The organism is Streptomyces sp. NPDC094032 (assembly GCF_040303965.1).
Lineage (GTDB): Bacteria > Actinomycetota > Actinomycetes > Streptomycetales > Streptomycetaceae > Streptomyces.
Genome location: NZ_JBEOUE010000006.1, coordinates 259960 through 272277, shown reverse-complemented (window position 1 = coordinate 272277; position 12318 = coordinate 259960). Strand labels below are relative to the sequence as shown.

General features: G+C 74.0%; 13 protein-coding genes and 1 tRNA gene. 9 read left to right on the top strand and 5 right to left on the bottom strand.

Translation table 11 applies throughout. The features are described 5' to 3' along the window. Window positions 1-68 precede the first annotated feature (68 nt). Complete coding sequence (locus ABTZ54_RS12330) at window positions 69-653, top strand: hypothetical protein (RefSeq protein WP_351660708.1); 585 nt, start codon at window positions 69-71, stop codon at window positions 651-653. A gap of 133 nt (window positions 654-786) precedes the next feature. Continuing rightward, complete coding sequence (locus tag ABTZ54_RS12325; protein WP_351660705.1) at window positions 787-1071, top strand: DUF7336 domain-containing protein; 285 nt, start codon at window positions 787-789, stop codon at window positions 1069-1071. Window positions 1072-1418: 347 nt separating this feature from the next. On the opposite strand, the gene ABTZ54_RS12320 is transcribed toward ABTZ54_RS12325, so the two are convergent. Further along, window positions 1419-2207: an SDR family NAD(P)-dependent oxidoreductase gene (locus ABTZ54_RS12320; RefSeq protein ID WP_351660701.1), complete on the bottom strand. Its 789-nt coding sequence runs from the start codon at window positions 2205-2207 to the stop codon at window positions 1419-1421. Between the two features lie 129 nt (window positions 2208-2336). Between ABTZ54_RS12320 and ABTZ54_RS12315 the strand changes: the two genes are divergently transcribed. Next, window positions 2337-2873: a CATRA conflict system CASPASE/TPR repeat-associated protein gene (locus tag ABTZ54_RS12315; RefSeq protein ID WP_351660698.1), complete on the top strand. Its 537-nt coding sequence runs from the start codon at window positions 2337-2339 to the stop codon at window positions 2871-2873. An 89-nt stretch (window positions 2874-2962) separates the two neighbouring features. Here ABTZ54_RS12315 and ABTZ54_RS12310 read toward each other — a convergent pair. Next, window positions 2963-3036: transfer RNA gene (locus ABTZ54_RS12310), tRNA-Pro, on the bottom strand. 116 nt (window positions 3037-3152) lie between these two features. On the opposite strand from ABTZ54_RS12310, the gene ABTZ54_RS12305 reads away from it, so the two are divergent. Then, window positions 3153-3641, top strand: coding sequence for a DUF309 domain-containing protein (locus ABTZ54_RS12305; protein ID WP_351660695.1), 489 nt, complete (start codon window positions 3153-3155; stop codon window positions 3639-3641). Here the strand turns inward: ABTZ54_RS12305 and ABTZ54_RS12300 are convergent. From ABTZ54_RS12300 to ABTZ54_RS12290, 3 genes are all read right to left on the bottom strand, one after another. Continuing rightward, a complete protein-coding gene (locus ABTZ54_RS12300; RefSeq protein WP_502997240.1) occupies window positions 3631-4863 on the bottom strand; it encodes a cytochrome P450 in 1233 nt (410 codons plus the stop codon). The genes ABTZ54_RS12305 and ABTZ54_RS12300 overlap by 11 nt on opposite strands. 519 nt (window positions 4864-5382) lie before the next feature. Next, the gene (locus ABTZ54_RS12295; RefSeq protein WP_351660690.1) at window positions 5383-5772 is read right to left on the bottom strand and encodes a DUF488 domain-containing protein; all 390 of its coding nucleotides are present in this window, start codon (window positions 5770-5772) and stop codon (window positions 5383-5385) included. 29 nt (window positions 5773-5801) lie between these two features. Next, complete coding sequence (locus ABTZ54_RS12290) at window positions 5802-6425, bottom strand: TetR/AcrR family transcriptional regulator (protein WP_351660687.1); 624 nt, start codon at window positions 6423-6425, stop codon at window positions 5802-5804. Window positions 6426-6606: 181 nt separating this feature from the next. On the opposite strand from ABTZ54_RS12290, the gene ABTZ54_RS12285 reads away from it, so the two are divergent. From ABTZ54_RS12285 to ABTZ54_RS12265, 5 genes are all read left to right on the top strand, one after another. Then, a complete protein-coding gene (locus tag ABTZ54_RS12285) occupies window positions 6607-7404 on the top strand; it encodes a phosphatase PAP2 family protein (protein ID WP_351660879.1) in 798 nt (265 codons plus the stop codon). Next, a complete protein-coding gene (locus ABTZ54_RS12280) occupies window positions 7401-8516 on the top strand; it encodes a DMT family transporter (RefSeq protein WP_351660684.1) in 1116 nt (371 codons plus the stop codon). Before ABTZ54_RS12285 ends, ABTZ54_RS12280 begins: the two co-directional genes overlap by 4 nt. Before the next feature lie 147 nt (window positions 8517-8663). Beyond that, window positions 8664-9671 carry an SPFH domain-containing protein gene (locus tag ABTZ54_RS12275; protein ID WP_351660681.1) on the top strand — a complete coding sequence of 336 codons (1008 nt, stop codon included), beginning with the start codon at window positions 8664-8666 and terminating at the stop codon, window positions 9669-9671. After that, a complete protein-coding gene (locus ABTZ54_RS12270) occupies window positions 9668-10561 on the top strand; it encodes a hypothetical protein (RefSeq protein WP_351660678.1) in 894 nt (297 codons plus the stop codon). The genes ABTZ54_RS12275 and ABTZ54_RS12270 overlap by 4 nt, the downstream gene beginning before the upstream one ends. A gap of 593 nt (window positions 10562-11154) precedes the next feature. Beyond that, entirely contained in the window at window positions 11155-12003 is an 849-nt protein-coding gene (locus ABTZ54_RS12265; RefSeq protein WP_351660675.1) for a GNAT family N-acetyltransferase, read from the top strand. Window positions 12004-12318: the final 315 nt, after the last annotated feature.

Below are 12318 nucleotides of genomic sequence, written 5' to 3'. Positions count from 1 at the left end.
CGCCCGACTAGGCATGCTGACACCACGACCGCCCGCCGCGGCGGAACGCGCGCGAGGGAGGAGTGGGGATGAGCTGGGAACGTGAGGGTTACGAGTCTCACGAAGGCGTAGTGGGGGTGCTCCTCGCCGACGGCACCGAGCCCGGCCCGGTGTTCTTCGACTCGAGCAGCGGCGCCAGCTTCTACGAGTCGATCGACTGGCAGTACTACGACGGCTCGATGCGCCGCCCGACGGCCGCATCGATGCGGGGCCGCTGCGCCTGCGGCTGGCGAGGCGAGAAGGCGTACCCGATCGACTGGCAGCAGGTCCACCGACACGACAACCCTCGCGACTACGACACCAGCGCACCACGCGCGGACTGGAAAGCCCACATGGACGACGTGGCCGCTCGCGCCGTCCCGCTCCCCCAAGACCTGTCAACACTCCTGAGGCAGGTACGCAAACGGCTGGACCACCTGGTGGACGAGGAGGACGAACCACTCCAGGTCCTGAAGGCCGCGGACGAACTGGAAGCCATCATCTCCGAGATCGCCCCATACGCCGCCAGCCTCATCACGCGCTCGTCCACCCCCCTGACCAAACTGGCCGAAGCCTACGGCAAGACCGAAAAGGCAACGTCCTCCCGCCTGAGCCACTACACGTACCTACGCTGAGCCAGGGTTTGCCCCCACACGTTGTTGCGGGGGCGAACCATCGCGGCGACCCAGCGATCCGACCACTCCGGGCCTGCCACCGCACGATGCCGAGCCGCTGCTCGGAAGTCCGCGCGCTGATAGCTTCGCGTCCATGATCGTGTATCCGCTGTGGCATGTCGGCCACCAGAACGAAGCAGGCGATGACGGCTCGACGGTGCACGCCGATGAGACCGGCGTGTTCTGCGACGAGGCGGACGGCGACGACGTAAAACTGCTCGGTATCTACTCAACTCTTGAGCGGGTCGAAGAGCGTATACGTCAGGCTCGACTGCTACCGGGCTTCCGTGATGAACCGGAGTGCTTCTACTTCGAAGCCTGCGAGCTCGACGAAGACGAGTGGATCGAGGGCTTCATTCGAGTCCCGCCGGGCGAGTAGGCCCGCGAGGTCGGCATCGGCGCATGACCGCAGCGGAATCTGCTTCTACGGAAGGAACTTGAGCTCCTTGCGGAGCTCTTCCGGCCATCTCGTCGGATCCCATGACCGCGACGGTCTTGGCACCGTCCGCCGCGCACCCCGGCCTGGTCGGCACGGACGGCCGCCTCGCTTACCAGCGGCGGAAGCCGGAAGAGCATGGCACGGGCGCGAGGAGTGAGCGCAAGGGTAGGCGTCGCCCCGCCTGACCGGTGCGGCCGAAGACTCAACGGCACGCGGCCAGGCCCCTGCCTTCACCACCGCGGCCGGTGGGCCGGGTCGACCGACGAGCGGGCGTTCGGGCGGGAGGGTCAGGCGAGGGTGACCGCGACTACCGCCTGGGGCGACTCGGGGAGCGTCTGACCGCCGTCGATGACGATGACCTGGCCCGTGATGAAGGACGCCTGGCGGCTGGCAAGGAAGGCGACGGTGTCGGCGATCTCCTGCGGCCGGCCGAGCCGGCCCAGGGGGATGGTGGCCGCCATCCGGGCCAGGTACTCCTCCCCCAGGTCGGTCAGCCCGTCCGTCGCCACATTGCCGGGCGCCACCGCGTTCACGGTGATCCCGTACGGGGCCAGTTCGAGAGCGGCGGTCCGCATGAACCCCAGTTGCGCCGCCTTGCTGGCACCGTAATGGCTCCAGCCCGGATAACCGGTGATCGGTCCCGTGATCGAGGACGTGAGCACGACCCGGCCGTGCGCCGACTCTTTCAGCAGGGGCAGGCAGGCGGCTACGGCGAGCACCTGGCTCTCGACGTTCACGGCGAACACCTCCCGGATGTCGCGGAGCGACATCTCGGCCAACGGCGTACTGGGAAACACGCCGGCGTTCAGACACAGCACGTCCAGCCCCCCAAGCACCGAGCGCGCACGCGCCTCCAGTTGCCGTGCCGAGTCCGGCTCCGCAGCGTCGAGCGCGACCATCTCCACGATCTGACCCGGGCGCTGCGCCGCGCCGCGGAGCGTCGCACCGAAGGCTTCGGGAATGCTCCGCCCCGTACACAGGAGGTCGTCGCCGGCGCGGGCGAACGTCGCGCTGATCGAGGCTCCGATGCCACGCGTACCGCCGACCACAGCGGTCTTGCGAGGGGTCTCGTTCATTCGGGTTCTCTTCTCATCGAGGACGGGACGCCGGGCAACCACGCGAGCGCGACAGCCAGGGCACCGTAACAGACCGCCACTGGCCCTTGACAGGTCGTAACTTTGTGGCAGTGTGCCCGATCCCTGAGGGTGCATCTCTTCGTCGTCACCACGGGGGACGACGGGCACGACGCTCTCGCTTTCGTCAGAGATCTGTGGAACAAGTGCGGCGAGATACTCGGGATGACCGTTCCGCTTGAGGGCACTGGTACGGGGCTGGAACCGGGGAACGGCTGGGACGCATGCCTGCCGGGCGTCGCCGGGAGCACGGAAGTCCGGGGCACGCGGGGGCTGCTCGCAGCCAGGAGGCGATCGGGACCGGGGGTGTGGCAGGCCGCGCTCCGGCGGGAGCACGATTTCCTGTGCCTGTCGGTCATGCTGGCGCCCGATGCCGCCGACGGGCTGAGCTGGGCGGAACTGGACGCTCAGTGGTCCGAGGTCGTGCGGGCGCAGCGGCGCGAGGCAGGCGTACTCGGATCGGCCCGGCTGTACACCACCCAGCGATGCCTGAACCCCGGCGTCCACAAGGTCACCGTCGCGGGCGCCGCCCTCTCGGTACACCTCAGCGTGCTCCGCGCGCCGCGGCCCCCCGCCGAGCCCGCTCGGATCGCCCGCCGGCGCGGTTGAGCGACATGGTCCCCAACCGGTCCCCAAAAACGATCAAGGGGCCGTTCCAGATCTCTCTGAAACGGCCCCTGATCTACGACTCTTTCGAGTCGGGACGACAGGATTTGAACCTGCGACCCCTTGACCCCCAGTCAAGTGCGCTACCAAGCTGCGCCACGTCCCGGTGCCCGGCTGCCTCCGGTTTGTCCCCGGTGGCGGCGTGCAAGAGAACATTACCTCACTTCACGGGGTGGATCACCACACGGGGTGTCACCGGGTGGGGCGGCGGAGAATGGGGGGATGGACAGGGATCGGGACCGGGACGGGCGGGCGCGGAGTGCGCGGCCGCGGGACGGGCTCGGGCGGCCGTTGCCGTACGGGGCCGAGGGGGTGCCGCGGCAGCCGGAGGGGCTGGTGCGGGCGCCGGGCGAGACCGTGCGGGAGGCGCAGCGGCTGTTGGACGCGGGCATGCCGTTCCACGCGCACGAGGTCTTCGAGGACGCCTGGAAGTCCGGGCCGGGGCGGGAGCGGGACCTGTGGCAGGGGCTCGCCCAGCTCGCCGTGGGCCTCACGCACGCGGCGCGTGGGAACGCGACGGGTGGGGCGCGGCTGCTGCGGCGCGGGGCGGAGCGGGTCGCCGGGTACGCCGGTACCGGGGCCGGCTCGTACGGGATCGACGTCGGCGGGGTGGCGGCCTGGGCCCGGGAGCTGGCCGCCCGTGTCGAGGTGCCCGGCGCCCCCGTGCCGGACGCCGCCGCGGAGGCGCCGCGGCTGCTGCTCAGCGGGTGACGGGCAGCTCCTCGGGCGAGCGGTGGATCAGGGTCGGGCGCATCACGGGCGCGGGCCCCTCCGCCAGGCGCAGGTCCGGGAGGCGGCGCGTCAGCACCTCCAGCGTCGTGCGGAGTTGGACGCGCGCCAGCTGGGCGCCCGGGCAGCCGTGTCGGCCATGGCCGAAGGCGAGGTGACGGGGCTGCGGGCTGGGGCGCGTGATGTCGAAGACGTCGGGGTCGTGGTGGCGGGCCTCGTCGCGGTTCCCGGAGCCGTACGCGACGAAGACGGTCGCCCCGGCGGGCAGTTCGGTGCCGGCGACGACGACCCGGCGTGTCGTCGTACGGCGGAAGCCCTGGACCGGCGTGTCGTAGCGGGCGGCCTCCTCCACCGCGGCGGGTACGAGTTCCGGCCGGGTGCGCAGGAGTCGCCACTGGTCGGGGTGGCGCAGCAGGTGGAGCACCGTGCCGCCGATCAGCGCGGTGGTGGTGAGATGGCCCGCTATCAGCAGGTTCTGCAGGTTGGAGACCAGTTCGCAGCGCTGGTCCCCGGTGAGCTCCCGCCTTCCGGGGCCGAGTCCCGCGTCGGGGGCGAGGGCGGTCACCATGGTGCTGATCAGGTCGTCCCGGGGCCGTGCCCGCCGGTCGCGGGCGTACCGGTCGAGGAGCCGTTGGAGCGCGAGGACGTCCTCGGCGGCGGCGATCTGTTCCGCTTCGGCCAGCGGCCGGAAGAGCAGGCGTTCCGCGCTGTACGAGCCGTGCACCGCGGTCGGCACGTCGGCCGGGTCCAGGCCGAGCAGCCTGCCGACGACGGCGCCGGGGAGGGGGCGCGCGTAGTGCGCCATGAGGTCGGCCGCCCGGCCGGGCTCGTCGAGCCTGTCGGCGAGCGCCTCCGCGAGTCTCTCGGCCTGCCTGCGGATGTACGGCGTGAGGGCGGCGGTACCGGCCGCCGACAGGCCACTGTTGAGCGGCGCCCGGTGCCGGCTGTGGGCCGGCCCGTCCGTGGACACGACGGTCGGCCGGGCCGCGAACCCCCGCGCGAGCACGGCGAGCGCGGCGGGCGAGGGCACCACGTCCGGGCGCAACGCCTGCGCGGACGAGAAGTCCTGCGGCCGCAGCAGCACCTCCCGGATGTCGGCGTCCCGCGCCACCAGCCAGGCGTCGAGCTCGGGGACGAAGGTCAGCCCCTCGGAGCGGCGGGCGCGGGCGTAGAGGGGGTAGGGGTCGCGTTGGAGGGCGTCCAGGGCGGGGTGGGGGGCCCGTTGGGGCTGGGCGGGGGTCGGGGCCCTGTCTCGCTGGGCCTGGGCTGGGTCCGGGGCCGGGGCCGGGGCCGGGGTCTGGGTCTGGGTCTGGGCCGGGTCCGAGGCCTGATCCGGGGCCAGGGCCGAGGCATGGCCCGAGGCCTGTCCCGGAGCCTCGGCCGAGGCCTGTCCCGAGGCCTGGTCCGGGGCTGAGGCCTGGTCCGAAGCCGGACCCGGATTCGCCGGGACCACCACCGCCGGATCCGCCCCGCCCACCAGGGCCGCCCGGACCACCACCGCCGGATCCGCCCCACCCACCGAGCCCACCGAGTCCACCTGCTCCATGCGGTGCCTCCTCGCAGTCGCCGAGCGGGGGGGAAGGAAGCGGGACAGGCTTCGCGTCGTCGGGCGGCGGCTCCGTGCCGCCGCACCGTGCCGGGTCCCGCAGCCCATCGTGCCCCCGGCACCGCCCCGCGAACAGAGCCGCGGCCCCACCTGGCCCGAAAGGGTCGCACCCCGCGTTCAGCCGTCGCCCGTCTCCCCCAACGCCTCCGTCAGGACCGCCGTATGGCTCACCGTCGGGTCCTTGGCCGCCGTCAGCAGGGTCACCGGGCCCTCCGTCGTGCGGGCGCGCAGGGCCGTGAGGGCCTCGGCGGCGGCTGGTTCGGTGAGTTCCAGGCGGTAACGGCGGCGGAATTCCTCGTACTCCCCCTCCGTCCCGTGGTACCAGCGGCGCAGCTCCGTGGAGGGGGTCAGGGCCTTGGGCCACTCGTCGATGTGCGCGGCGGCCTTGGCGAGGCCTCGGGGCCAGAGGCGGTCGACTAGGACCCGCAGGCCGTCGTCCGGCTCGGGCGGGTCGTAGATCCGCCGTACGCGCACGGGGGAGGGGGGCGCAGGGTGGGGCTTCGGCATGGGTTCAGGGTGCCGGAGCGGCCCGGGGTTCACACCTCGGGGGCGTCCGAGGCGTCCCGTACCCGCAGCGCGGGCAGCAGGACGGCGTCCACGAAGGTGCGCATCGTGTCCGGGTCGGCGAAGCGCTCCTCGAAGAGGCGCTCGATGCGGAGGATGCCGAGGAAGCTGGGGGCGACGAAGCCGATGGCCGGGTTGTCCGCGTCGATCTCGCCGCGCTCGACCGCGCGCCCCAGCATCGCGTCGAGCGCGGCGACCTCGGGTTCGATGACGGTCTCGCGCAGCGCCGTACGCAGGTCGGGGTGCTGGATGTACGCCTGGCTGACGGCCTCCATCAGCTCCGCGTCCCGGTCACGGTGCGAGGCGGCCACGTCGGCGGCCGCGCGCAGGTCGCCGACCAGGGAGCCGGTGTCGATGCCGGTGAAGACGGCGCAGCGGCGCTTGTCGAGGGCGGCGGTGACGAGACGGGGTTTGGTGCCCCACTGGCGGTAGAGCGTGGCCTTGCCGCACTTGGTGCGGGCCGCGACGCCCTCCATGGTGACGGAGTCGTAGCCGCCCTCGCGGAGCAGGCAGATGACGGCCTCGTACAGCTCCGTCTCCCGCTCGGGGGTGAGTTTTCCGCGCCTCGCGGCGGCGGTCGCGGCCTGCGTGGACATCGATTTCCTCCCGGACGCCCCGTACCCAGCGGACAGCTTTCTCCGCACATACGAGAGTAGGGGGTGCACAATCGAGACGCAAACGTATCGAGACGCTTGCGTCTCGATGAATTCGGATCTAGAGTTCCTCCGTTTGCTGTCCGAATTGACGGAAAAAAGGGGCCGAGACATGGCTGCCGGGATGCGCGGGATACGCGGGATACGGAGACCACGTCCCGCAGGACCGGGGGCGACGGCTACCCCCAGACCGCCCCTCGTGCGCGAGCTGCTGCTCGTCACGGCGCTCTTCCTCGTCTACAAGTTCGGCCGGCTCTTCGCGAACGGGCACGAGACCCGCGCCTTCCACAACGCCGACCGCGTGTGGGACTTCGAGCGCGCGCTCCACCTTCCCGGCGAGGGAACGATCCAGCAGCTGCTCCTGCACGGCGAGGGCCTGATCAAGGCCGCCAACACGTACTACGCGGCCGTGCACTTCCCCGCCACCCTCGCCTTCCTCGCCTGGCTCTACTGGCGTCGGCCCGCCCATTACGTCTGGTCGCGCCGGGTCCTCGCCCTGCTGACCGCCGCCGCGCTCGCCCTGCACCTGCTCGTACCGCTCGCGCCGCCGCGGATGCTCGCCGCGACCGGCCTCATCGACACCGCCCAGGTCTACGGACCCTCCGTGTACGGCGCGACGCCCGAGACGGACTCGATGGCGAACCAGTTCGCCGCGATGCCCTCCCTGCACTTCGGCTGGGCGCTCATGCTCGCCGTCGGCCTGATCGCCGCGACCTCCTCGCGCTGGCGCGTGCTGTGGCTGCTGCACCCGCTGCTCACCCTGCTCGTCGTCGTCGGCACCGCCAACCACTACTGGTCCGACGCCCTCGCCGCCGCCGTCCTGCTCGGGCTCGCCCTCCTCGTCGTGCCCGCGCCGGGCCGGACGACCGAGGCGAGAGCCCTCGCACCGCTCACCCCCGCCACCGCCGGAGTCCTGCGATGAGCCCTGCCGCCGGGACCGCCGTCGCGATCCTCCTCTCGCTCGTCTCCGCCGCCGGGTACGCCCTGGCCGCGGTCGCCCAGTCGCGGCTCGCCTCCGCCTCCGCCGGCGGCCCCGGGGCGCTGCGCCGGCTGCTCGCCCGCCCCCAGTGGTGGTGGGCGGTCGGCCTGAACGCCGCCGGAGCCCTCGCCCACGTGGCCGCGCTGCACTACGGGCCGCTCACCCTCGTCCAGCCGCTGGGCGCGCTGACCCTCGTCGCGGCCCTGCCGATCGGCGCGTACGGCGCGCACCGGCGGGTCACCCGCGCGGAGTGGCGCGGGGCGCTGTGGACCCTGGTCGGCCTCGTGGGCCTGGTGGCCGTGACCGGGCCCGCCGCCCCCGACGAGGCCCTGAACCTGCGCGAGGCCCTGATCGTCACGGCGGCCACCCTGCTCCTCATCGGGCTGCTCGCCTCCCGCTCGCGCGCCCGCGAGGGGACCGCCTCGCGGAGGCGGGGCCTCGGCCACGCCACCGCCTCCGGGATGGCCTCCGGGGTGGGCTCGGCGCTCACCCAGACCCTGACCACCGCACTCGCCCGCGACCTGCCCGGCGGGCCGACCGGCTGGTGGCAGACCGCCCTGCTCGCGGTGCTGATCGCCACGTTCGCGGTGGGCGGGCTGCTGCTCTCCCAAGCCGCCTACCGGGGCGGGCTCGCCGCGCCGCTCGCCGTCGTCAACCTCTCCAACCCGGCCGCCGCCGCCGTCATCGGCGTGGCCCTGCTCGGCGAGACCTTCCGGGCGGGCGCCTGGGGCTGGGCGGTCGCCGCCGTCGCCTCGCTGGTGGCGGCCAGGGGGGTGGTCCTCCTGACGACGGGGCTTGGGCCGGAGGGCGCCACCGGTGGCCAGGGGGCCGCGCACGAGGCCCTCCTGGACGGCATCCCGACTCCGGCGGCACCCACGGACGGCGGGAAGTCGGCGGCACGGAACGGGCGGTCGGCGGATCCGCTGCCGACGCCGACGCCGACGCCGCAGATTCCCGCCCCCGCCCCCGCCCCCGTTCCGATTCCCGTGCCCGTGCCCGTACCCGTACCCGTGCCCGTGCCCGTGCCCGTGCCCGTGCCCGAGGCTGTCCGCTGATCCTGTCCGCTGCCCCTGCCCGGTGAGGGGCGGGGGCGGGGGCGTCAGCCGCGTACCCCCGACACAGCCTCCCCCTCCCATCTCGTCATCTTGACGACAATCAATGAACACCCCTATCGTCATCCTGACGACAAGGGGAGGTTCCACATGGCCGACATCACCCGACGGGCCGGCTGGCGCCATCTGCGCTCCGCGCCCACCGCCCACATCCGCCACCAGCGCGGCGGCCGGACCGTCCACGACGGCGCCGGACTCAGCTTCTGGTTCCGGGCGCTGTCCGCCGCCCTCTCCGAGGTGCCGGTCGACGACCGCGAGCTGGCGATGGCCTTCCACGCCCGTACCGCCGACTTCCAGGACGTGAGCGTCCAGTCCACCGTCACGTACCGGATCACCGACCCCGGCGCTGCCGCCGCCCGGCTCGACTTCTCGGTCGACCCGGACACGGGCGTCTGGCGCGGCACCCCGCTGGAGCAGATAGCCGGTCTGCTCACCGAGAGCGCCCAGCAGCACGCCCTCGACGTGCTCGCCCGTATCCCGCTGGCCGAGGCGCTCGTGGACGGGGCCGCGGCGGTACGGGACCGGATGGCGGCCGGACTCGCCGCCGAACCGCGGCTGCCGGACACGGGTATCGAGGTGGTGGCCGTCCGGGTGGTGGCCCTGCGACCGGAGCCCGAGGTCGAGCGCGCCCTGCGCACCCCGGCCCGCGAGCGGATCCAGCAGGAGGCCGACCGGGCCACGTACGAGCGGCGGGCGGTCGCGGTGGAACGCGAGCGCGCCATCGCCGAGAACGAGCTGGCCAGCCGGATCGAACTGGCGCGGCAGGAGGAGCGGCTGGTCGACCAGCGGGGCGTCAACGCGCGGCGCGAGGCGGAGGAGAGCGCGGCCGCCGACGCCGTACGGGCCGAGGCCGAGGCGGCCCGTACGGTCCGGCTGGCGCGTGCGGAGGCGGAGGCGGCGCGCGAGGTCGGGGCGGCGCGCGCGGAGGCGCAGACCGCGTGGCTGCGGGCGCACGCGGAGGTGCCGGCGGCGACGTTGCACGCCCTCGCCGCGACCCGGGCGGCCGAGCAGTTGCCGCGGATCGAGCACCTCACGCTGTCGCCGGACGTGCTGACCGGGCTGCTCGCCCGGCTGGGCGGCGGCGGTGCGGGCTCGTGAGCCTGGCCGCGCGGGCGGTGCTCGTCCACCGCACGACGGAGTACGAGGAGCTGCTCGCCCGGCACGGGACGCACGGGCAGGCCGCGTTCTTCCTGGCCGCGCGCGGGCGCTCGGTCGAGGAGGTCCGGGAGCGCCATGAGCGGACCTCGCGGGCGCTCGCCGAGGTCACGGCGGCGGTGCCGCTGAAGTGGCGGCGGGCCCAGGTCGAACGGGCCGACCTGGACCGGTTCCTCTTCGGCCCCGAGGACGTGGTCGTGGTGGTCGGCCAGGACGGTCTGGTGGCCAACGCGGCCAAGTACCTGACGGGCCAGCCGGTCGTCGGCTTCGACGTCGATCCGGGGCGCAACACGGGCGTCCTGGTCCGCCACCGGCCGGCCGACGCCCACCGGCTGCTGCCGTCCGTCACGGGGGTGCGGACGGCGGTGGACGACCTCACGATGGCCGAGGCGGTCACGGACGACGGGCAGCGGCTGCTCGCGCTCAACGAGGTCTACGTGGGCGCGCCCGGCCATCAGACGGCGCGTTACACCCTCCAGGCGCCGTCGGGCCCGGCGGAACGGCAGGCCTCCTCGGGCGTCCTCGTCGGCACCGGCACGGGCGCGACCGGCTGGCTCCGCTCCCTCTGGCACCACCACTCCAGCCCCCTCCCCCTCCCCGCCCCGACCACCCCCCACCTCGCCTGGTCCGTCCGCGAAGCCTGGCCCTCCCCGGACTCCGGCACCGGCCACGTGGCGGGCCTGCTGGCGGCGGACGAAACGCTGCGGCTCGTGGTCGAGTCGGACCGGCTGGTGGCGTTCGGCGACGGGATGGAGTCGGACGCCTTGGAGTTGACGTGGGGGCAGTCGGTACGCGTGGGGGTCGCGGAGGGAGCACTGCGGCTGGTGGGGTGACTGCCGGGGCGGCGGTCCGGCGCCCAGGAGGTCGTACGGGGCGGGTGCCTCGGATCGGCCCCACGCCCGGCCCCCTCCAGAGGTCCTCGCCGCGAGACGGCCGGAAAGCGACGGCGGTACGTCGTGCGGACGGCGCGCCGCCGCTATGCTCGGCGGCTGCCTAGCCGCCCCCCCCGGCGGCTCCCGGAGACTCCTGGTGTTCCCGTCCGACCCTGGCCGACCCTGGCTGCCCCCGACCGTCGCGACCCGTCGCGACCCGTCGCTGTCCCTCGCGATCCGCCAGGATCACGGGGGGCCACCGGGTTCGCCGGGCGTCGCCGGGCGTCGCCGGGAGCCACCGGAATCGCCGGGACCGCCGGGACCGCCAGGCGGCGTCGGGGGCCACCGGGCGGCGCCGGGACCACCGCGGTCCACCCGGATCGCCAGGCGTCGCCTGCGACCACCGGGCGGCACCAGGAACGACCGGGCGGCCCCGGACGACTCCGGGCGGCCCCGGACACCACCGCGGGCCGCCGGGGGCCGCCGGGCCGCCGTAATTCGCCCGCGCGCCGTCCCGGCCCGCGCCCACCCGCCCGTCAGACGAAGGGACCCCCATGACCCTCCACATCGCCCGCGCCTCGCTCCAGGACTGGGCGCTGGTGCGCGACTGGGCCGCCGCCGAGGGGTGGAATCCCGGGGTCGCCGATGCCTCGGCGTTCTTCGCGCAGGATCCCGAGGGGTTCTTCCTCGGGCGGATCGACGGGGAGGTGGTGTCCGCCATCTCGGTCGTCAACTACAGCGACGTCTACTCCTTCCTTGGGTTCTATCTCGTCCGGCCCGACCAGCGCGGTCTCGGCCACGGGCTCGCGACCTGGCGGGCCGCGCTCGCGCACGCGGGGGAGCGGACGGTCGGGCTCGACGGGGTGCCGGCGCAGCAGGACAACTACCGGCGGTCGGGGTTCGCGCCCGCCTACCGGACCGCCCGGTTCGTGGGTGAAGTCCCGGCGGCCGAGGGGCCGGTGGCCGGGGTGGTGGCCGCCGAACGGGTGGATCCGGGGGCGCTCGCCGCGTACGACGGCATCTGTCATCCCGCGGAGCGTCCGCGCTTTCTGAGGTCCTGGCTCACCACGCCCGGGCATCGCGCGCTGGTCCGGCTGACGGACGGCCGCGTGAGCGGATACGGGGTGGTGCGTCCCGCCGAGACGGAGGCCCGGATCGGGCCGCTCTTCGCCGACACCCCGGCCGACGCGGCGGCCCTGCTCGACGCCCTCGCCGCGGCGGCCCGTTCGTTCGGTTCGGAGCGGATCGCCGTCGACATGCCCGAGGCCAATCCCGCGGCGGCCCGGCTCGCCGGCGAGCGGGGGCTTGAACCGACCTTCGAGACGGCCCGGATGTACACGGGCCCGATCCGGCCGGTCGCGCGGGACCGGGTGTTCGGGGTCACCACTCTCGAACTCGGCTGACCTGGGGGCCGGGTGGGCGGCGGCGGCCCGCCCCCGCCGCCCGCCCCGCCTCCAGGACGACCGGCCCCGCACCCTCGAGCGAATCACCCCCTCACGGCCCCTCCCTCCAGGACCCGGCTCAGGGCCCGACTCGCGGCCCGGCTCAGGGCCCGGCTCAGGGCCCGACTCAGGGCCCGACTCACGGCCCAACATCGCGTAAACCTCCCCGGTCCCCCGCCCCTCCCCCTCCCTCCCCCGAGGGGTGACAAGGGTTTTCCCCGTATCGAGTTCACCTCGGCGTTCCCTACTGTCTGCCGCACCGGCAGATCCCCCTCC

What these genes read in the sequence shown, in the direction of transcription:
- ABTZ54_RS12320 (WP_351660701.1), bottom strand. Translation starts at nt 2,207, where the DNA reads ATGAACGAGACCCCTCGCAAGACCGCTGTGGTCGGCGGTACGCGTGGC.
- ABTZ54_RS12330 (WP_351660708.1), top strand. Translation starts at nt 69, where the DNA reads ATGAGCTGGGAACGTGAGGGTTACGAGTCTCACGAAGGCGTAGTGGGG.
- ABTZ54_RS12290 (WP_351660687.1), bottom strand. Translation starts at nt 6,425, where the DNA reads ATGTCCACGCAGGCCGCGACCGCCGCCGCGAGGCGCGGAAAACTCACC.
- ABTZ54_RS12305 (WP_351660695.1), top strand. Translation starts at nt 3,153, where the DNA reads ATGGACAGGGATCGGGACCGGGACGGGCGGGCGCGGAGTGCGCGGCCG.
- ABTZ54_RS12285 (WP_351660879.1), top strand. Translation starts at nt 6,607, where the DNA reads ATGCGCGGGATACGCGGGATACGGAGACCACGTCCCGCAGGACCGGGG.
- ABTZ54_RS12295 (WP_351660690.1), bottom strand. Translation starts at nt 5,772, where the DNA reads ATGCCGAAGCCCCACCCTGCGCCCCCCTCCCCCGTGCGCGTACGGCGG.
- ABTZ54_RS12275 (WP_351660681.1), top strand. Translation starts at nt 8,664, where the DNA reads ATGGCCGACATCACCCGACGGGCCGGCTGGCGCCATCTGCGCTCCGCG.
- ABTZ54_RS12265 (WP_351660675.1), top strand. Translation starts at nt 11,155, where the DNA reads ATGACCCTCCACATCGCCCGCGCCTCGCTCCAGGACTGGGCGCTGGTG.
- ABTZ54_RS12280 (WP_351660684.1), top strand. Translation starts at nt 7,401, where the DNA reads ATGAGCCCTGCCGCCGGGACCGCCGTCGCGATCCTCCTCTCGCTCGTC.
- ABTZ54_RS12325 (WP_351660705.1), top strand. Translation starts at nt 787, where the DNA reads ATGATCGTGTATCCGCTGTGGCATGTCGGCCACCAGAACGAAGCAGGC.